The following is a 19317-nucleotide window of genomic DNA, read 5'->3' as shown; positions in this document are numbered from 1 at the left end:
GGTCCCGATCAGAGTTCCGACAAGGCGAGTCGTCAGCCGATCGGGAATCTCCCGAACATGCCGTCAGGCAGCGAACCACGCGTCAGGCGGCCAGAAACGCATCGAAATGACGATGCCCGGCTGGCGTAATGCGCAGGATTCGCGGCCGTTCCGTGCGTTCGACCCAGCCGTGCGACGACCACGAGTCGAGCAGCGCCGCGCCGAGTGCGCCGCCCAGGTGCGGACGCCGCTCGCTCCAGTCGGGACAGGTGCAGGCAAAGCGGCGTCGCCGGCTTTTCTGCGCCGACATGTCGATGCCCCAGCCGGCGAAGCGGGCGGCGCCCTCGACGGTGGCTTCGAGTGACGTGCCGTGCAGCGTCAGCAGGCCGCCCCCGATCAGTTGCTCGAACACGCGCACCGACAATTCGCCTGCCATATGGTCGTAGCAGGTGCGCGCGTAGCGCATGTCCAGCGGCACGGTGCGCGCGGGGCGCGGGACGGGACGCTGCGGCGCGCTGACCTGCGCCACGTTGGCGAGCGCTTCGATCGACGCGGCGATGTCGGGCGACGCAATCCGGAAATAGCGATGCCGGCCGCGCACTTCGAGCGCGAGCAGGCCGCCGTCGGTCAGGCGCGCGAGATGGGCGCTGGCCGCCGACGGCGAAAGCCCGGCGATCATCGTCAGCTCGCCGGCCGGGCGGGCGCTGCCGTCCATCAGCGCCCACAGCATCGCGGCGCGGCCGGGGTCGGCGAGTAGCGCGCCGATGCGGCTCAGGCCGGGGAAATGGTTCTGCTCGTCTGCGAGGGTGGCGGTCATCTGAGGTCTCCTGGAGCGGCGCGGACAAAGCGCCCTGCAAGCTCACTGTATCGGGCTGCGCGATTCGATGTTTCAGCTTAGCGTGAACTGTCGAATGCAGCGGTTACGGAAACCCGGCAGACGCACTGAGCCCGGCCGGGACGGCGGCCATCCCTGCCCGCGCTTCGGTGCCGCGCAGGTCCGCCAGGCTAGAATTGAAGTCTGTCTTTGGGAACACGCTGTCATGAAAACTTTTCTTGCCGTCATTGCCGCAGCCCTGCTGATCAGCGCCTGCGCGCAGGGCGGCACCGGTTCGGGCTCGGGCGCGGGCACCGGCAGCATCACGATGTACGGCACGATCGACGAAGGCATTACTGTCCGCAAATAGACGGCTGGCCAGCGCTTCCACAGAAATCCGCAGGACAACCACAGCGGCTGGCAGAAATTGATGCATCATTGTCATCTCTGCCAACGGCGCCCATGTGACGATCGGGTCATCTTACTTCCGCCGCCCGGAAACTATCGATGCCACCGTCCGCCGCGTCCGCCGTTCCCGCCCATTCCACCGGCCTGCACGATGCCGATCCGCATGGCCGGCGCGCCGCGTGCGTGCTGGCCGTGTGCCAGGCGCTGTACACCTCATCGGTATCGATCGATCTGACGTTGACCGGCCTCGTCGGCTACACGCTCGCCGACGACAAGGCGCTCGCGACGCTGCCGTTCTCCCTGATCACCGTCGCCGCCGCGCTGACGACGATCTTCGCGTCGTTTCTGATGGCGCGCATTGGCCGCCGGGCGGGTTTCGTGCTCGGCGCGGGCGTCGGTGCGCTCGGCGGCGCGGTTTCCGTGTGGGCGATCTTTCATCAGAGTTTCTGGGTTTTCTGCGCGGGCACGGCGACGGTCGGCGTCTTTCAGGCGTTCGCGCAGTACTACCGGCTGGCCGCCGCCGACGCGGTCGGCATCGAAGGAAAGAGCCGCGCGATTTCCACGGTGCTGGCGGGCGGCGTGGTGGCCGCCGTCTGCGGGCCGCTCCTCGCCGCGTGGAGCAAGGACTGGCTGGCGCCGGTCGCGTTCGCGGGTTCGTATGCGCTCGTGACGGGCTTCGGGCTTGTGTCGGTTGCCTTGCTGGCGCTGCTGTATCGCGACGCGGCGCCGGCTGTTGGCACGGCGGCGCGCCACGACGCGGCGCGGCCGCTCGGCGAAATCGTGCGGCAGCCGATCTTCGCGGCGGCGCTCGCCAACAATGCGCTCGGCTACGCCGTGATGATGTTCGTGATGACCGCCACACCGATCGCCGCGGTCGCTTGCGGCCACACGATCGGCGACGGCGCGGCGATCATCCAGTGGCACCTGGTCGGCATGTTCGCGCCGTCGCTGTTTTCCGCGAGCCTGATCAAACGCTGTGGCGTGCTGCCGGTGATCGGCGCGGGCATCGCGCTGTCGGCGGCGTGCGGCGTACTTGCGTTGCGTTCGACCGATCTGCCGCATTTCTACGCGGCGCTCGCCTGTCTCGGCGTGGGCTGGAATTTCATGTTCGTCGGCGGCTCGACGCTGCTCGCGCAATCGTACCGGCCGTCGGAGCGCGCGAAGACGCAGGCGACCAGCGAATTCACGACTTTTGCGTTTTCCGCATTGGGCTCTCTGTTTGCGGGTCAATTGCTGGCCCGCTTCGGCTGGGCGACGATCAACGCCGCGATATTTCCGCTGCTCGGGGCGGCGGCGCTCGCCACGCTGGGCTACGCGTGGTCGCGCAAGCGGCAGGTAATGGAGGAAGTGTCCTGATGGCAGCGCGTCATATTGTTTTCGCGGTTGCGCCGGATCTGGTGCTGCTCGATGCATGCGGGCCGCTGGAGGCGTTCTGGCGTGCGGAGTTGACCGTCGCCGGGATGGCCGGCGCTGCCGCCCGCGGTGTGAACGATGCCGAACATGCGAGCGCCGGCCGACCGGCTAACGCCACGGGTTCGGCCGGTAGCCTGCCGCAACCCGTGGCCTACCGCACGACGGTCGCTTCGATCGACGGCGGCATACTGCAAACTTTTCCCGGCCTGCCGATCGTTACCGAGCGGCTCGATTCGCTGGACGATCAGCCGATCGATACGCTGATCATCCCCGGCGTCCCGGTCGACGAACACTGCACGCTGCAACCGGAACTGGTCGCGTGGATCGGACGCCATGCGCCGCGGGCGCGGCGGGTGTGCTCGGTCTGCACCGGCGCGTTCTATCTGGCGGCGGCCGGGCTGCTCGACGGCCGCCGCGCCACCACGCACTGGCGCGACGCTTCGCAGCTAGCGCGCCGCTTTCCGAACGTCCAGGTGGACGCCGACCCGATCTTTATCCGCGACGTGGGGCGCCGTGAAGGCGAGGGCGTGGTCTGGACCTCGGCGGGCGTGACGGCGGGCATCGATCTGGCGCTGGCGCTGATCGAGGAGGACGTCGGCCACGCGGTCGCCATGCAGGCGGCGCGGCGGCTGGTGGTCTTCATGAAGCGGCCGGGCGGCCAGTCGCAGTACAGCGCGGCGCTGGCGGCGCAGGCCTCGGCGGACGGTCCGTTCGAGGCCCTGCATAGCTGGATGGCGGCGCATTTGCGCGACGACCTGTCAGTCGAGCGGCTCGCCGAGCGAACCCGGATGAGCCCGCGAACTTTTGCACGGCGCTATGTCGACGAGGTCGGCCGCACGCCGGCCAAAACCGTCGCGGCGTTGCGGCTGGAAGCGGCCTCGCGGGCGCTCGCCGACTCGCGCCGGCCGCTCAAGCGGATTGCGCTCGACTGCGGTTTTGGCAGCGAACAGAACTTGCGGCGGGCGTTTTTGCGGCGTTTCGGCGTGCTGCCGCTCGATTATCGGGAGCGTTTCATGTCGGCGGGCGCGTCGCCAGGCGAGACCGCTTGCGAATTCGCCGAGGCGAACTGACCGCGGACGTCAAACGGTAGCGCCTCGTCAATAAGCCCTGTCGGCAGTTTCGCCGGATTTCACCGCGCCGTGCATTTGGCCGCGACGAGGTCAATATTGCGCTCGTATAATCGCCTCCTTTCAATGCATCCGATTGACCGGAGTCAAGATGAGCACCCCTTCCGCAGCGCCGCTGGACCGTTCCGAAACCACTTTCCGCTTTCTCGCCGAACCGACTTCGGTCAACTTCGGCGGCAAGGTGCATGGCGGCGCGTTGATGAAGTGGATCGACGAGACCGCGTATGCGTGCTCGGCGGTATGGTCGGGGCGCTACTGCGTGACGGTCAGCGTGGGCAACATCCGTTTTCGCCGGCCGATTCTGGTCGGCAATCTGGTCGAGTTGCGCGCCCGGGTCGTGGCGACGGGCCGCACCAGCATGCACATTCACGTGTCGGTGCAGGCGGGCGACCCGAAGGGCGGCGAGCTGCTGCAAACCACGGACTGTCTGATCGTGATGGTCGCCGTCAACGAGAACGGTCAGCCCGTGCCCGTGCCGGCCTTCGTGCCGGAGACGGACGAACAGAAACGCCTCGCCAAATACGCGATCGATGTGAAGGAAGCGCTCGATGCGATCGTCGAATTGAAGCCGGAAGAAGTGGCGCAGGGGAAAGTTTAAGCGGCGCCCGAAGGCGCCGTTCGCCGGGCTGCGCGAATATTGTGTTCGCGCGGCCGGCAGTCTTCAAATCACGTTGGGCGGCTCGAAACAGCTTGGCCTTGTCACTTGACTCCAACGTCCCTTGACGCGGTGATGCGGCCGATCACGCCGCCGAATGCCCGACCATGTCTTTCGGGCGCACCCATTCGTCGAACTGCTGCTCGGTGACGAAACCGAGCGCAAGCGCCGACGCCTTGAGCGTGGTGCCTTCCTTGTGCGCCTTCTTGGCGATCTTCGCGGCCTTGTCGTAGCCGATGTGCGGATTGAGCGCCGTCACCAGCATCAGCGATTCGTTGAGCAGGGTATCGATGCGCTCGTGATTCGGCTCGATGCCGACCGCGCAGTTGTCGTTGAAACTGTGCGCGCCGTCGGCGAGCAGACGGACTGATTGCAGCACGTTGTGCGCGATCATCGGCCGGAACACATTCAGCTCGAAATTGCCGCTCGCGCCGCCGATATTCACCGCGACGTCGTTGCCGAACACCTGCGCGCACAGCATTGTCAGCGCTTCGGACTGGGTCGGATTGACCTTGCCCGGCATGATCGAACTGCCCGGCTCGTTCTCCGGAATCGACAGTTCGCCGAGACCGCAGCGCGGGCCGCTGGCCAGCCAGCGGATGTCGTTGGCGATCTTGTTCAGGCTCGCCGCCACCGTCTTCAATGCGCCATGCGCGAACACCAGTGCGTCGGCCGCGGCCATCACTTCGAATTTGTTCGGCGCCGAGACGAACGGCAAGCCGGTCAGTTTGCCGATTGCCGCCGCCACCTTGCCGGCGAACTGCGGATGCGCATTCAAACCGGTGCCGACCGCGGTGCCGCCCTGCGCGAGTTCGTACAGATGCGGCAGCGCCGATTCGACGTGACGAATGCCCTGGTCGAGTTGGGCGACGTAACCCGAAAACTCCTGGCCGAGCGTGAGCGGCGTGGCGTCCTGCAAGTGTGTGCGGCCGATCTTGACGATGTCGACGAAGGCTTTCGCCTTGCCGTCGAGCGTATTGCGCAGCGTCTTCAGCGCCGGCAGCAGATGCTTGACGATCGCGTAGGCCGCGGCCACGTGCATGGCGGTCGGGAACACGTCGTTGGACGACTGGCCGCGATTCACGTCGTCGTTCGGATGCACCTTGCGCGCTTCGCCGCGCTCGCCGCCGAGCAGCTCGCTCGCGCGATTCGCGATCACCTCGTTGAGGTTCATGTTGGTCTGCGTGCCGGAGCCGGTCTGCCAGACGGCAAGCGGAAATTCATCCGGGTGCTTGCCGGCGATGATCTCGTCGGCGGCCTCGATGATCGCCTTCGCCTTGCTCTCGTCGAGCACGCCGAGGTCCAGGTTGACTTCGGCGGCGGCGCGCTTGATGACGGCCAGCGCAGTGATGAGTTCGGGCGATTGCTTCTCGGTCGAGATGCGGAAATTCTGCAGCGAGCGCTGCGTTTGCGCGCCCCATAGACGAGCGTTCGGCACGGCGATTTCGCCGAACGTGTCACGCTCCATTCGTACGTCTTCAGTCATGTTCAACTCCGCTTTCAAAGTTCTGCGTTGACGGGCAATAGGGAGAATAGACCTGTTAGCGCATTCCGGTACAAACCGGCCTGGGGATCGAATATGTAGGTGCGGCGCATGCCGTCTTCGACGTCGGTCCACACGAGCGGGGAGAGCGGTGCGCCGATCGAGCGCAGATAGGCAAGCTGCGCTTCGTCCGCGAGCGTGACGCGATAGCTTTCGTCGGGCGCCGTGGCGCGTTCGAAGATTTGCGCGACCTGGTCGGCGAGCGGGGGGCTGTGGATCACCAACGCCAGTTCGGTGTTCAGATTGGCCGAACGCGGGTCGAGGTTCATCGAGCCGATCACCAGAATCTTCCGGTCGATCACATACGTTTTCGCATGCAGGCTGGCGCGCGAACGCGAGCCCGTAAAGCCGACGCGCGGCATGTGCTGCTCCGGCTTGAATTCGTATAACTCGACGCCCTGTTGCAGCAGCGGCACGCGAAACGGGTTGTAGCCGGCCTGCACGGCGACGGCGTCGGTGGCGGCGAGCGAATTCGTCAGCACGGCAATGCGTACGCCGCGATGCGTGAGCTCGCCGGCCGCTTTCACACCTGCTTCATGCGGCACGAAGTAAGGCGAAATGACGAGGAAGTCTTTCTGTGCGTCGCGCATCAATTCGCCGAGCCGCTGCATGGGCGGGCTCACGTAATCCGGCGACGGGTGGACGATCTTCTCCGGGAGGTCCGCTTTGAACTCGGCCGGCGCCCACGTGAGACCGAGCTGATCTTTGGCGATCTGCGAGGCGAGCGGGGTGGCGTTCAGCGGCTTCGCGTTGTACGGGTCGGCGTTGGTGCGCCAGTGCTGGCGCAACTCGTCGCGTGTCTGGTCCAGTTCCTTCGCGTCGAATTTCTGCTTGTTCAGCACGCGCAACGGATAGGCGATGCTGCTGTTCCAGTAGTCGTCGAAACTCGCTGAGATGTCGGCGGTGATCGGGCCGGCGGCCAGCACGTCGAGATCGCGGAACTGCAGCGTTTCGCTCGCGCTGAAGTACTCGTCGCCGAGATTGCGGCCACCCACGATCGCCAGCTGGTTGTCCGCGATCATCGCCTTGTTATGCATGCGGCGCGTGAAATGGCCGATCTGCGTGAACACGTTCGTGGTGCGTTCGAACACGCCTTGCTGCGCACTGCCGAACGGATTGAACACGCGAATCTCGATGTTCTCGTGCGAGTTCAAGCCCGCCATTACGCGGTCGATGTCCTTGAAGTTGAGATCGTCGACCAGCATGCGCACCCGCACGCCGTGATCGGCCGCATAAAGCGCGGCGCCGAGCAGCAGTTTGCCGGTGGTGTCCTCGTTGGCGATGTAGTACTGCATGTCGAGCGTTCGGGTCGCCGCGCGCGCGAGTGCAATGCGCATCTGCAACGCGTCGGTGCCGTTCGCGAGCACCCGGAAACCGGACTGATCCGGATGCGCGGCTTCGACCGGCGTGAGTGCTGTGCGAAGTGGTGTGGCTTCCGTGACGGGCAGTGCGTGAGTGACGTGGCGCTCGAATGCGGTGGCGGGCGGCCTCGTAGCGCAGGCGGTCAAAAATGCCGTTGCGCAACACAGCAGGAAGAAATGTCTCGTTGTGCCCCAGGCGAAACTACGCCGGGGTGTGCTGAACGCGCACTTGTGTTGTAGTGCGGTCCGGTTCTGATCTTGATACGACGGCACGCTTTTCCCCTGGTTTGCAGACTTCTCATGGCGGCAGCGCGTGAATGGCTCACGCTGTCGAGAAATGCATTCTAAGGGGAATCAGGCTGGCGGGTTTCGTTGCTCCGCTTGTTGCTCCCGCCTGTTGCTCGCGTGGTGCGACGCGGCGCAGCGCAACGCTATCAGGAAGCGAACGCGCCGCGCTATCACCGCGCGAAAATCCCGCTAGCCGCGTTCGGCGTTCAACACCTGTTCACTGTCCACATGCGTCGAGCCTTTCGCGGGACGCCCTGCCCAGTAGCCGGCGAGCAAGGAGCCCGACAGGTTGTGCCACACCGAAAACAGCGCGCCCGGCAACGCCGCGATCGGCGTGAAATAGAGCTTGCCGAGCGTGGCCGCGAGGCCCGAGTTCTGCATGCCGACTTCGATTGCGAGTGTGCGGCACACGGCTTCGTCGAAGCCGAGCAGACGCCCGCCCCAATAGCCGCCGAGCAAGCCGATGCCGTTATGCAGCACCACGCCCAGCATCACCACGAGGCCGACCGACGCGATGCTCTTCTGCGTGCCGCCCACCACCGCGCCGATGATCAGCACGATCGCGATCATCGAGATCAGCGGCAGGACCGGTTCGATCTTGCGCACCACCTTGCCGAACAGATGATTGACGATCAGGCCGACCACGATCGGCAACGCCACGATCTGCAGAATGCTCACCAGCATGCCGTGCACGTCGACGGCGATCGAGGCGTCCACGTAAAGACGCGTGAGCAGCGGCGTCGCGAATACGCCGACTAGCGTGGACAGCGCGCTGATCGTCACCGACAACGCGACGTCGCCACGCGCTAGATAGATCATCACGTTCGACGCCGTGCCGCTTGCCACGCTGCCTACCAGCACCATGCCGGCGGTGAGATCGGGCGGCATGCGCAGCGCCTTGGCGATCACCCATGCGGCGAGCGGCATGACGAGATAGTGCAGCACGATGCCGGCGATCACCGGCGCGGGCCGCGTGAAGACACGCTGGAAATCGGCCACGGAGAGTGTGACGCCCATCGCCAGCATGATGATGGTCAGCAGCGTGGTGACGTGCGGCGCGATGCCTGAGAACGAGGCGGGCGAGAAGTACGCCGCAATCGAAACGAGCACGGCCCAGAGCGGAAAAAGACGGGTGACGCGGGCAAGCATGGCGGGTGATCCTTGTTATGTTTTATCGCGAGAAGCAGGGTCGATCGAGCGGCGCGCCAACAGTGGTGGCGTGCTGCCGGGAATCTGCCGCGTGAGAGTGGCGAGCCGTGATGGCGGGTGATGAGCCTTCGGGCGGCGCAGGCGGCGCGGGCCTTCGTGAGGCGCGCAAGCGGGTTTTCGGCGTGCGGGCGCGGGTGTGCGCGAGTGCGCCGAAACGCGTATTTTACTTTCGCGGCGAGTTTTCCGTGCGCCTATGGTTGCGCGTGCAACCATAGGCGCCGTGCTGAAACGGCACCGGCAGGCGCCGCGCCGGGCGGCGCCGGAACGCGCCGCAAGCCAGGCTTCAAACGGATTTGGCCGGCTGCGCGCCGGGCTTCGCCGGCACGCGCCGCAGGCTCAATTTGTGAAAGCGTAGCGTCATCAGCAGTGCGACGCTCGCGAGGCCGGCGGCGAGTCCCCACCACAAGCCGCGCGCGCCCAGGCCGAAGTGAAACGCCAGCGTGTAGCCGGTCGGAAAACCGATCACCCAGTAACCGAACGCGGCGGCGATCATCGGTACGCGGGTGTCTTTCAGGCCGCGCAGACAGCCGGAACCGACCGTCTGCATGCCGTCGACGATCTGGAAGATCGCGGCCACGCCGAGCAGCGAACTCGCGAGCGCGACCGTGGCCGCGTTGGCCGGATCGTCGAGCTGCAGATAGAGGCCGACGATCCAGTGCGGCGCGGCGATCAGCACGAGGCCCGACAGCGTCATGAAGCCGACGCCGAGCGCCAGCGCGACAAACCCGGCGTGGCGCGCGGCGAGCGGCTGGCCGGCGCCGGACCAGAAGCCGACTCGCACGTTGGCCGCCTGGCCGATCGCGAGCGGCACCATGAACGCCACCGAGGCGACGTTCAGCGCGATCTGATGTGCGGCCAGTTGCGACTCGCCGAGCAGACCGACCATCAGGCCGGTGGCGAGAAAGAGCGTCGACTCGACGCCGTAGGTGATCGCGACCGGCCAGCCGATGCCGAACAGTTCGCCCATCAGCGGCACATTCGGCCGGGTGGCGACGACGAAATGGCGATAACGCGGCCGCAGGTGCAATAGCGCCATCAGCACGAGCGCGCTCAGCCAGACGGTGATCGAGGTCGCGGCCGCCGAGCCGAGAAAGCCGAGCCGCGGCAAACCATAGACGCCGTGGATCAGGCCGTAGTTGAGAAAACCGTTCACCCCGACGCTCACCAGCGAGACCCACAGCAGCCGTTTGGCCGCGCCGATCGCGGGCAGGAACGAGCGCATCAGGCCGACGCCGATCAGGCTGCCGAGCGACCCCCAGCGCAGCACCGCCGCGTACTCGCCGACGTTGTGCGCGAGCAGGGCGGGTTCGCCGAAGGCGAGCAGGATCGGCGTGGCGAACGAGAGCAGGAAGAACGCCGGCACCGACAGCAGCGCGGACAGCACGAAGCCGGTCCAGTAGATATGCGGCACGCGGCCCTCGTCCTCGGCGCCGCGCGCGTGCGACACGCTCACGCTCACGGAGGTCAGCACGCCTTGCAGCAGCGTGACCACCACGAAAAACAGGTTCGCGCCGAGGCCGCCGGCTGCGAGTGCGTCCGGGCCGAGCGAGCCGAGCAGGATCGTGTCGGTGACACCCATTGCCATTTGCGAGAGTTGCGCGATGGCGAGCGGCGCGGCGAGCCGGGCGGTGTCCGCCGCGTGGCGGGTCAGGGTTGGCGGCCTTGCGGCCACCCGGGTGAAGCCGGATTGAGTCATGGAGCGCCTGGCGGCGGAAGTGGCGATAAGCGGCAACGAGCGGCAACAAGCGAACGACAAGCACGACAGCGGGCGCGGCATTCGCGCGAGCGGTGGCGAGGGCGGCGGCTCGGTGAGCCCTGACGAAAGCACGGGACAATCGCCAGCCGAATGTGTCAGCCGATTGTTTATCTGTCGAAACTGACAGCTTATTGCCTGGGCGCCGCGCTGTCGATGGACGAAGCACGATTTTGGTGCGTGCGATCCTCCGGGTTCCCGGAGTTGCGTGGCGACGGCCTGCGGGTCAAGCCTCGTGGACCGCAATCCGCGTGTCGCCGAGCAATACGACTTGGCCCGCGCGGATTTTGCAGGTTTTACGCGTTTCGACCCGGCCGTCGACGGTGAGCGCACCGTCCGCCACCATCATTTTTGCCGAGCCGCCGCTGTCCGCCAGCCCGGTTATCTTCAGGAGATTGTGCAGTTCGACGTAGTCGCCGGTGAGCGTGAAATCAAGGTTGGGCATGGCGTTTGCGCCTTCAGGCAAAGGGTTCGCATGATAAGCCAGAAGCTTGCCCTGGATGAAGTTCGAGGTGCGCGCCGAAATCGCATGCATTTCGCGTGAGTATCTGCAAGCAGATGTTATGCGCTTGTCAGAAAGTGAAACGTTGCGTAACACCGGTCGGAGGAATCGAACTTCACTCGTAAAGTGCAGGTCAGTGGGAAAGCCTGCTGGATTTATCTGGCAGCGAGTAGACCGGGCGAGGCGCGCAGAGGGCGCTCACACAGCGACTCAGGAATGTGCAGACCGGACAGGTCGCCCGCGTCACAACAACTTTAGAGAGGATTAGCCATGACCCAGATTCGTACGCTTCTGATCAGCACCGCCCTTAGCGCCGCCGCTTTCGCGGCTACCGCAGCCGTCGCGCAGACTGCGCAACCGGCAGAGGGTGCCAATGGCCAGCCGCAGGTCCAGATGCAAGGCGCCGACGTGGCCCCCGCCGCGCAGGGCGTGCAGCCGGTGACGCCGCCGCCTGCGCGTCTGACGGCGTCGGGTTCGACCGACCCGCTGGTGCAGAAGCGCGACGCCAATGCCCAGGCCAACGCTGAATATCGTGCGTCGAAGAAGGCATCCAAGGCGGAACTGAAGGAACAGCAGAAGGCAGCCAAGTCGCAGTACAAGGAACAGGTGCGCGGCGCCAAGATCAACCAGAAGGCGGACAAACAGGCCGCCAACAACGAAATGAAGATGGACATGCAAGGGCAGGCGGCCGACCAGTCGGACGGCGCTGACGTCAAGCACTAAGACTGAGCGGCAGAGCGGCAGAGCGGCGGCGCAACGGCTTGGACTGCTGCCGCCGCTTTGACGAACTTGCTTTGACGGACCGCGAGGTCCGCGCATCTCGTTTGATGGAGGTATCGCATGAGAATCACCCAGTCCGTGAAGTCCAGGATCTACGCCGCGTTGATCGCGGGTTGCCTGTCTTCTGTTGCCTTCGCGCAGGCTAGCGATCCGGCCACGGCGCCGGTCACGCATGCCGACAAGAAGGCGGCCAAGGAGCAGTCGAAGGCGGACAAGAAAGCGTCCGTCGCACAAGCCAAGGCCGACAAGAAGAAAACCGACGCGCAAGCTGACGCCGACAAGGCCAACGCCGACGCGAATGTGAAGGACGCGAAGAAGCAGTAGCAGGTTTCGCGGTAGACAAGACCGCGGCGCGGGAGCGGCTGTTCCGTTGTGGCTTCAGATCAGAGAATGGTCCGTGCGCTTTCACGCCACGGGCCATTTTTTTGCGCTCAATTGATATACGGCGGGATAAACGTCGCTGATGAAGCACGGTCGAAAAAAAGGGGCGCTTGCCCATCGGGGTTGTATGGATATACAGTGTGCGTCGCCATACTGAATCCACCCACCGCCCAAACCGATCGTGCTCTCCGTCGCCGAATCCCCGTCGTTCGATACCGCCGCCTGGCTGGCCAGGCTCAACGACGCGCAGCGCGAAGCCGTCGAATACGGCGCCGACACGCCTACGGCGCCACCCGGCGCATTGCTGGTGATCGCGGGCGCCGGCTCGGGCAAGACCAACACGCTCGCGCATCGGGTCGCCAATCTGGTCGTGAATGGCGCCGATCCGCGCCGCATCCTGTTGCTGACCTTTTCGCGCCGCGCCGCGCTCGAAATGATTCGCCGCGTCACGCGCATTGCCGGCGCGGCGCTCGGCACGCGAGCCGCGCTCGCGCAAGGGCTGACATGGTCGGGCACGTTCCACAGCGTCGGGGCGCGGCTGTTGCGCGAGTACGCGGACCTGATCGGCCTCGCGCCGGCTTTTACGATCAACGACCGCGAGGATTCCGCCGACCTGATGAATCTGGTGCGCCACGAGCTCGGTTTGTCGGCGAAAGAGCGGCGTTTCCCGGCCAAGGGCACGTGTTTTGCCATTTATTCGCGCGTCGTGAACACCGGCGCGTCGCTCGGCCAGGTGCTCGACAAGGCGTTTCCATGGTGCCGCGAATGGGAGGCCGATCTGCGCATGCTGTTCGCTGCTTACGTCGAGGCGAAACAGAAACAGAGCGTGCTCGATTACGACGACCTGCTGCTTTACTGGTCGCATATGGCCGCCGAGCCGGCCATCGCCGCCGACCTGTCGGCGCGTTTCGACCACGTGCTGGTCGACGAATATCAGGACACCAACCGGCTGCAGGCGTCGATCCTGCTCGCGCTGAAGCCGGACGGCCGCGGCCTGACCGTGGTCGGCGACGACGCCCAGTCGATCTACTCGTTCCGCGGCGCCACGGTGCGCAACATTCTCGATTTCCCCGCGCACTTCGATCCACCGGCCAAACAGGTCACGCTCGAACGCAATTACCGGTCGACTGCGCCGATTCTGGCGGCGTCGAATGCGGTGATCGAACTGGCCAGCGAGCGCTACACGAAGAATCTGTGGACGGACAAGGCGTCGGCGCAGCGCCCGCGCCTCGTGAGCGTCGCCGACGAAGCCGATCAGGCGCGCTACGTCGTCGAACAGGTGCTCGAAGCGCGCGAGCAGGGCATGAAGCTCAAGTCGCAGGCGGTGCTGTTTCGCGCCTCGCATCACAGCGCCGCGCTAGAAATTGAACTGACCCGGCGCAACATTCCGTTCGTGAAGTTCGGCGGGTTGAAGTTTCTCGATTCGGTACACGTGAAGGACGTGCTCGCCGTGCTGCGTTGGGCGGAAAATCCACGCGATCGCGTGGCCGGGTTTCGCGTCGTGCAGTTGCTGCCGGGCGTAGGGCCCGCCACGGCGGCGAAGGTGCTCGACGAAATCGTCGCGCGCGCGGGCAGCGGCAATCCCGCCGACACGGCCGGCGGCGCGCTGGCCGCGTTCGCCGCGCCGGCTCGCGCGCAGGAAGACTGGCATCCGTTCGTCAAGCTGATGTCGAGCGTGTACGGCCGCCAGACACCGTGGCCCGCCGAGTTCGAAATGGTGCGCCGCTGGTATGAGCCACATCTCGAGCGCAACCACGAGGACGCCGCGATCCGTCATGCGGACGTGTTGCAGATGGAGAGCATCGCGGGCACGTATCCGTCGCGTGAACGCTTTCTGACCGAACTGACGCTCGATCCGCCCGACGCCACCAGCGACGAATCCGGCGTCCCCCTGATCGACGAGGACTACCTGATCCTCTCCACGATCCACTCCGCGAAGGGGCAGGAGTGGCGCAACGTGTTCGTGCTGAACGGCGTGGACGGCTGCATTCCGTCCGACCTCGGCACGGGCAGCGAAGAGGAAATCGATGAGGAGCGCCGTCTGCTGTACGTGGCGATGACGCGCGCGAAAGAGGATCTGCATATCGTCGTGCCGCAGCGCTTTTACGTGCACAACCAGACGCATATGGGCGACCGTCACGTGTGGGCGTCGCGCACGCGCTTCATTCCCGCGCATCTGATGCCGTTGTTCGACGCCTATGCATGGCCGCGCGTACCGGTTCCGAGCGCGCCCACGGCGACCGGGCTTGCCGCCGCCGCGCGGGCGAAGATCGAGATAGGGGCGAAGCTCAGGAAGATGTGGGATTGAGAGGGCGCCGCAGTCGTTCTGCTCTACACGCGGCGCTTCGAGCTGATCTGCCGGCTGCCGGTGCCCCGGCGCCAGTTTCCGAAGATCTTGATCTTCAGCGCGACTGGCGTTGCTGCTGTTGCTGTGGCGCCGGACGTGGCGGCACGAAGAAGTTGCGCAGCCAGGCCGCCATGCGCGAGAACACGTCGTACGGCTCTTCCACGAAAATCTCTGGCTTGAGCAGGCGCAGGAACTCCATGATCTGCTGCGCTTCCTGCTTCTGGAACGAACCGTGCGAAATCCCCAGCCGCAGTAGCCCACGCAGTTCGCCGAGCTTTTCGCGCGCGGTGCTGCCCACGCTCGTTTCACACGCCACCTTGGCCTCGTAGACGCGCTGGCGCAGCGACTCCACCAGCCGCCAGGCCGGCGTCTGCATGACTTCCTCGAGCGCCTGAATGTCTTGCGCCGCGCTCTTGATCTGCGCCGCGAGCGGGTCGATCAGCGCGGCGTCGCCTTCCGCTTCCTTGACGATCGCCGCCGCCCACTCGCGGCATTGCTTGGCCAGCTCTTCCGGGGTCCACTCCGAGCGGGCCGCGAAGCCGAAGCCGAATTCGCCCGCCTGCCGCATCAGGATCGCGACGACGTCCGGAAATTCCTTGTCGAGCGTGCGTTTGGCCCAGGCGTACTGGCCGCCCTGCAACATCCGCTGAACCGCGTGTTCGGTCAGCGGCACCATGTTGTCGAGCAGCTTGGCGCGCAAGAAATCCTCGAACGACGGCGTCGCGAACTGCGGATCGAGCTTCAGCGAGACCCGCAGAAAAGCGTCGAAATCCTTGCGCAGTGTCGCAATGGTCTCGTCTTTGAGCGTAAGGGTGATTTGACCCATGAGTTATCCCGTTTGGTCCTGCCGCGCGGCCTTGTCGCGCCGCCCGGCCGCGCGGGCCTTGGGAGACGCGGCGTTCGATGCCGGCGCGCTTGATTCCTGCCTGTTGCCGCGTAACCAGCGGGACGTATCCCGACGAGCGGACCTCGACTGCATAACGGCGGATCTGGGGGAAACTTAAGGGTATACCGGGTGCGGGCGCCCGCTTTAGAGGGAAGCGTCGCCCGGCATGCGCGCGCTTGCCGCAAGCCGGGACGACGCGGATGCAGCCATGAATGCGGCGTGCGCTTATTTCAGCACGAGACCTTGCCAGGCAAAAAACACCGTCAGGCCGACCGCGATGGTCAGAAGCGGCCGCCGCGTCAACGCGCTGACGAGTACCGCGGCCAGTGCGCCGACCAGTTGCGGATTGCGCCAGGTCAGTTCGGCTTCGCTGCCGTGCGGGGAAACCGCCATCGGCACGATGATCGCGGTCAGCACGGTGACCGGCACGAAGCCGAGGGCGGCGCGCACGAGCGGCGGAAACACCAGCCGGTCGCCGAGCACGAAGACGGCGGCGCGGATCACCCACGTGATGGCCGCCATGCCGAGAATCAGAACGACATAGTTCATCGCGACGCCTCCGCGGTCTTGCCCGTGCCGCGCAGGTTGGGCCGCAAGGTCGACAGCAGGACGCCGACCGCCACGCCCGCGAATACCGCGCCGAGCAACCCGAGCTTGTACGGCCATGCCTGCCAGAAGAAGGCCAGCGTGCCCGCGGTGACGGCGGCCGCGATATAGCGCAACGCGACGAGTTGCGGCACGACGATCGCGATGAAGGTGGCGACCATCGCGAAATCGAGGCCGAGAGATTGCAGCCCCGGAAACGCCGCGCCGAACAACAGGCCGGCGACGGTCCAGATCTGCCAGTTCAGATACATGGCGAGACCCGCGCCGAAGAAGTAGTGCGGGCCGACCGTGCCGGGCTCCTTATGCCGGTAATGCTCCCACGCGACGGCAAAGACTTCGTCGGTGAGCAGTGCGCCGAGCGCCCAGCGCCAGCGTGCCGACAGATGCGCGACGTGCGGTGCGAGCGTGGCGCTGTACAGCACGTGACGTAGATTGACCACGAGCGTGGTCGCCCAGATTACGGCGAAACTGGCGTGGCCGGCGATCAGGCCGAGTGCGATGAACTGCGCGGAGCCGGCGAATACGACGAGCGACATCAACTGGCCGTGCCATAGGTGCAGCGGGCCGGATGCGACGAGTGTGCCGAAAATGACGCCGAAAGGTGCCGCGCCGACCATCATTGGAATGATGTCGCGCGCGCCGGCGGTGAACTCTTTTAAATGGCCTTGGCTCGTGGGCTGGCCTTCGGTGGAATGGGTCAAACTTGCCTCCTTGGTTCCGGAAGCATAGCGGGGGCGGCCGGGCGGGGCTTGTACGTTCTTGCGGCGGGCTGTGCTGGGCTTGGTGTGCTGCGCTGCTGGAGGTCAGGCGGCCTGCCAGCGTCCCGGCGGCACGCCGAACATGCGCCGGAAATGCCGCGTGAAATGGCTCTGATCGGTGAAACCGCTGGCCGCGGCGACATCCGTGACCGGCATCCCGGCGCGCAGTGGCGCGAGCGCGCGTTGCAGGCGTACCTGATTGCGCCATGCATGAGGCGGCAGACCGGTCGTTTGAGTGAAAAGACGCGCTGCGTGGAACGGCGAGAGGCTTGCCGCCCGGGCCACTTCGGCGAGCGTCATGGGTTCGGCGAGGTCGCCCGTCAAGCGCTCCTGCATGAGCGCCACGCGAGCGTCGTCGGTGGCGAGGCGCGAGCGCTCCGGCCGCGTTTGCGAATAGCGCACCAGCAGCGTGGACAACGCGTCGAGCATGGCGGCTTCGGCGGCGAGTGGGTCGTCGCCGGTTTCCAGCAGACGATGCGCTTGTGCCAGTCGCGCAGCCAGATCAGGATCGCGGATTACGCCAGGCGCAAACCACGGCAAGGCTTGCGGTTTGCCGCTGATTTCGTTGGCAAGAGTGTGGATGAACTCTACCGGCGCATACATCACGCGATACCGCCAGCCCGCCTCGACCGCCTTCGAGCCGGTGTGCAACTCGCCGGGGTTGATGATCGGCACGCTGCCGGCTTCGGCGACATAGTCGGAACCGAGATACCGATACCCCTCGGCGCCCGCGACGATCACCGGAATCGTGTACGCATCGTGCCAATGCGGCGTGAACTCGTGATCGTGGTATTCGGCCGTGAGCAGGTCCGCGCCGGGCAGAAGCGGCGTGCGCCAGTAGCGGGCGGAGTCCTGGAAACGATGGGTGGTAGTCATGGTGAAGGTCCGGCAGGACCGGTCAGTGTAGCGCGTCGGGACCGGCGCCGCTTCATCGGCCGGCGCATCATGCCGCCGCTTCACGTCGGCGCGTGGGCCGGGTGCGTTTTGCCGCCGGGTGGCGTGCTTACTTGAGCGGGATCGTGGTGCCGGCGGGCATCGGCACGGCGCTCACGCTGTTCTTCGCGCTGCCGCTGACGACCCGATCGCTGTAGGTGAGATACACCAGTGAATTGCGCTTCGCGTCGACCACCCGCACCACATGCAGCGACTTGAAGATGAACGACATGCTCACGGAGAACACGTCGGCCTGCTGTTTTATCGGACCCGTGAAATGAATCGTACCGACCTGGCGGCAGGCGATCGACGCCTCGGTGGGATCTTCAGCGATGCCGAGCGTCCCCTTGACGCCGCCGGTACGCGCCCGCGATACATAGCAGGTCACACCCTGAACCGATGGATCGTCATAGGCCTCCACGACCACACGGTCGGAACCCGTGATGTGGAAATTGGTATTGACGCTGCCGACTTCTTCGCTGTGTGCCGACGGCAACAGAAGTGCGGCGGCCGCCGCGAGTGCGATGCGCAACAAAGTGGATTTCATGGGATCGCCAGAGATTGAGCGCCTCAGTTGGGCGCGGGATGCGTGCCGCAAACCGCCATCGTATAACGGCGAGCGGATCATGGGGCCGATACGGATGAGCCGGTTCAGCGCGCCGCCGCTCGTGACCGTTTGCGATTGCGGCGCGAGCATTGACCCGGAGATGCGCCGGCAATGTGATACGGCGTCCAGCAAAGTTGACGCGCAAAAACAAAAAGGCCCGCACGGATGCGGGCCTTTCAAAATTTTTTGGCTCCTCGACCTGGGCTCGAACCAGGGACCTACGGATTAACAGTCCGGCGCTCTACCGACTGAGCTATCGAGGAACAGCAGTACAGCTTGATCTACATAAAAAAGCCCGTCTTGGTTAACGGGCTTTTGCAATTCTTGGCTCCTCGACCTGGGCTCGAACCAGGGACCTACGGATTAACAGTCCGGCGCTCTACCGACTGAGCTATCGAGGAACAGAACAACAACAGCAGAGAAACGAAATTGTAGGAGGAGCTTAAGCAGCTGTCAATACCCTGCGTTCATCCCGATTTCATTCGAATCCGGCTGCGCATGCGGCAGGCAGCGCGCTTTAGCGTACGAGCAACTCGAGCTTGTCCTTCACGTCTTTGAACTCGTCCGCTTCCGGCAGCGGTGCCTTGGTCTTGGTGATGCTCGGCCAGCTTTTCGCGAGATCGGCATTCAGCTCGATGAAGTTCTGCTGGTCGCCCGGCACGTCTTCTTCGGCATAAATGGCGTTCACCGGGCATTCGGCCACGCACACGGCGCAGTCGATGCATTCATCGGGGTCGATCGCGAGGAAGTTGGGACCTTCGCGAAAGCAGTCCACCGGGCACACATCGACACAGTCGGTATAGCGGCACTTGATGCAGCTTTCGGTCACAACGTGAGTCATTCAGGCAGCTCCTGCATGCGGTATCTGGGGAGGCGCAAACGCCAAAAGCGCTATTGTATCGTAACGTCAAGAGGCACATGCAGCATCGCGCAACGCCTTTTATACGTTTTCGTGATTAGTTTATGG

The 19317-nt window shown here is 65.1% G+C and carries 20 protein-coding genes and 2 tRNA genes; 8 read left to right on the top strand and 14 right to left on the bottom strand.

Going from position 1 to position 19317, the window contains the following annotated elements; translation table 11 throughout:
* Positions 1-82: 82 nt before the first annotated feature.
* Complete coding sequence (locus NE850_RS23760) at positions 83-796, bottom strand: helix-turn-helix transcriptional regulator (protein ID WP_007180931.1); 714 nt, start codon at positions 794-796, stop codon at positions 83-85.
* 223 nt (positions 797-1019) lie between these two features.
* On the opposite strand from NE850_RS23760, the gene NE850_RS23755 reads away from it, so the two are divergent.
* From NE850_RS23755 to NE850_RS23740, 4 genes are all read left to right on the top strand, one after another.
* Positions 1020-1163 carry a hypothetical protein gene (locus NE850_RS23755; RefSeq protein ID WP_007180932.1) on the top strand — a complete coding sequence of 48 codons (144 nt, stop codon included), beginning with the start codon at positions 1020-1022 and terminating at the stop codon, positions 1161-1163.
* Positions 1164-1300: 137 nt separating this feature from the next.
* Positions 1301-2557, top strand: a complete 1257-nt coding sequence (locus NE850_RS23750) for an MFS transporter (protein WP_310699462.1) — start codon at positions 1301-1303, stop codon at positions 2555-2557.
* Positions 2557-3684, top strand: a complete 1128-nt coding sequence (locus tag NE850_RS23745) for a GlxA family transcriptional regulator (protein WP_007180934.1) — start codon at positions 2557-2559, stop codon at positions 3682-3684. The genes NE850_RS23750 and NE850_RS23745 overlap by 1 nt, the downstream gene beginning before the upstream one ends.
* Before the next feature lie 148 nt (positions 3685-3832).
* The gene (locus tag NE850_RS23740; RefSeq protein ID WP_011489428.1) at positions 3833-4339 is read left to right on the top strand and encodes an acyl-CoA thioesterase; all 507 of its coding nucleotides are present in this window, start codon (positions 3833-3835) and stop codon (positions 4337-4339) included.
* Positions 4340-4481: 142 nt separating this feature from the next.
* Here NE850_RS23740 and fumC read toward each other — a convergent pair whose 3' ends face one another.
* The 4 genes from fumC to NE850_RS23720 all read right to left on the bottom strand — a co-directional run bounded on the left by fumC (position 4482) and on the right by NE850_RS23720 (position 10493).
* Complete coding sequence (gene fumC / locus NE850_RS23735; protein ID WP_165186747.1) at positions 4482-5882, bottom strand: class II fumarate hydratase; 1401 nt, start codon at positions 5880-5882, stop codon at positions 4482-4484.
* 14 nt (positions 5883-5896) lie between these two features.
* The gene (locus tag NE850_RS23730; RefSeq protein ID WP_007180937.1) at positions 5897-7573 is read right to left on the bottom strand and encodes a phospholipase D family protein; all 1677 of its coding nucleotides are present in this window, start codon (positions 7571-7573) and stop codon (positions 5897-5899) included.
* A gap of 204 nt (positions 7574-7777) precedes the next feature.
* Positions 7778-8737 carry a bile acid:sodium symporter family protein gene (locus NE850_RS23725; protein WP_007180938.1) on the bottom strand — a complete coding sequence of 320 codons (960 nt, stop codon included), beginning with the start codon at positions 8735-8737 and terminating at the stop codon, positions 7778-7780.
* A 343-nt stretch (positions 8738-9080) separates the two neighbouring features.
* Positions 9081-10493: an MATE family efflux transporter gene (locus NE850_RS23720; protein ID WP_007180939.1), complete on the bottom strand. Its 1413-nt coding sequence runs from the start codon at positions 10491-10493 to the stop codon at positions 9081-9083.
* Here NE850_RS23720 and NE850_RS23715 point away from each other — a divergent pair.
* Positions 10492-10677: a hypothetical protein gene (locus NE850_RS23715; protein ID WP_035517955.1), complete on the top strand. Its 186-nt coding sequence runs from the start codon at positions 10492-10494 to the stop codon at positions 10675-10677. The genes NE850_RS23720 and NE850_RS23715 overlap by 2 nt on opposite strands.
* A 99-nt stretch (positions 10678-10776) precedes the next feature.
* Here the strand turns inward: NE850_RS23715 and NE850_RS23710 are convergent, their stop codons facing one another.
* Complete coding sequence (locus tag NE850_RS23710; protein WP_310699466.1) at positions 10777-10995, bottom strand: RNA-binding S4 domain-containing protein; 219 nt, start codon at positions 10993-10995, stop codon at positions 10777-10779.
* A 327-nt stretch (positions 10996-11322) separates the two neighbouring features.
* Here NE850_RS23710 and NE850_RS23705 point away from each other — a divergent pair, with 327 nt between their 5' ends.
* The 3 genes from NE850_RS23705 (at position 11323) to NE850_RS23695 (ending at position 14521) form a co-directional block, all read left to right on the top strand.
* Entirely contained in the window at positions 11323-11775 is a 453-nt protein-coding gene (locus NE850_RS23705; protein WP_007180941.1) for a hypothetical protein, read from the top strand.
* Between the two features lie 117 nt (positions 11776-11892).
* Positions 11893-12156, top strand: coding sequence for a hypothetical protein (locus tag NE850_RS23700; protein WP_007180942.1), 264 nt, complete (start codon positions 11893-11895; stop codon positions 12154-12156).
* 238 nt (positions 12157-12394) lie between these two features.
* Positions 12395-14521, top strand: a complete 2127-nt coding sequence (locus NE850_RS23695) for an ATP-dependent helicase (RefSeq protein WP_007180943.1) — start codon at positions 12395-12397, stop codon at positions 14519-14521.
* A 94-nt stretch (positions 14522-14615) separates the two neighbouring features.
* On the opposite strand, the gene NE850_RS23690 is transcribed toward NE850_RS23695, so the two are convergent.
* The 8 genes from NE850_RS23690 to fdxA form a co-directional block, all read right to left on the bottom strand.
* Complete coding sequence (locus NE850_RS23690; RefSeq protein WP_007180944.1) at positions 14616-15386, bottom strand: DUF4088 family protein; 771 nt, start codon at positions 15384-15386, stop codon at positions 14616-14618.
* Positions 15387-15671: 285 nt separating this feature from the next.
* The gene (locus NE850_RS23685) at positions 15672-15995 is read right to left on the bottom strand and encodes an AzlD domain-containing protein (RefSeq protein WP_007180945.1); all 324 of its coding nucleotides are present in this window, start codon (positions 15993-15995) and stop codon (positions 15672-15674) included.
* Complete coding sequence (locus NE850_RS23680; protein ID WP_007180946.1) at positions 15992-16753, bottom strand: AzlC family ABC transporter permease; 762 nt, start codon at positions 16751-16753, stop codon at positions 15992-15994. The genes NE850_RS23685 and NE850_RS23680 overlap by 4 nt, the downstream gene beginning before the upstream one ends.
* 102 nt (positions 16754-16855) lie before the next feature.
* Positions 16856-17686 carry an AraC family transcriptional regulator gene (locus NE850_RS23675; RefSeq protein WP_007180947.1) on the bottom strand — a complete coding sequence of 277 codons (831 nt, stop codon included), beginning with the start codon at positions 17684-17686 and terminating at the stop codon, positions 16856-16858.
* Positions 17687-17813: 127 nt separating this feature from the next.
* The gene (locus NE850_RS23670) at positions 17814-18290 is read right to left on the bottom strand and encodes a CreA family protein (RefSeq protein ID WP_035518524.1); all 477 of its coding nucleotides are present in this window, start codon (positions 18288-18290) and stop codon (positions 17814-17816) included.
* A 247-nt stretch (positions 18291-18537) separates the two neighbouring features.
* Positions 18538-18613 (bottom strand) — tRNA-Asn (locus NE850_RS23665).
* 62 nt (positions 18614-18675) lie between these two features.
* A tRNA-Asn gene (locus tag NE850_RS23660) sits at positions 18676-18751 on the bottom strand.
* Positions 18752-18867: 116 nt separating this feature from the next.
* Positions 18868-19191: a ferredoxin FdxA gene (gene fdxA / locus NE850_RS23655; RefSeq protein WP_007180949.1), complete on the bottom strand. Its 324-nt coding sequence runs from the start codon at positions 19189-19191 to the stop codon at positions 18868-18870.
* Between the last annotated feature and the right edge of the window lie 126 nt (positions 19192-19317).

The sequence above is a fragment of the Paraburkholderia sp. USG1 genome, assembly GCF_031570135.1.
GTDB classification, from domain to species: domain Bacteria; phylum Pseudomonadota; class Gammaproteobacteria; order Burkholderiales; family Burkholderiaceae; genus Paraburkholderia; species Paraburkholderia dioscoreae.
This window is presented reverse-complemented; position numbering and strand designations above follow the sequence as displayed.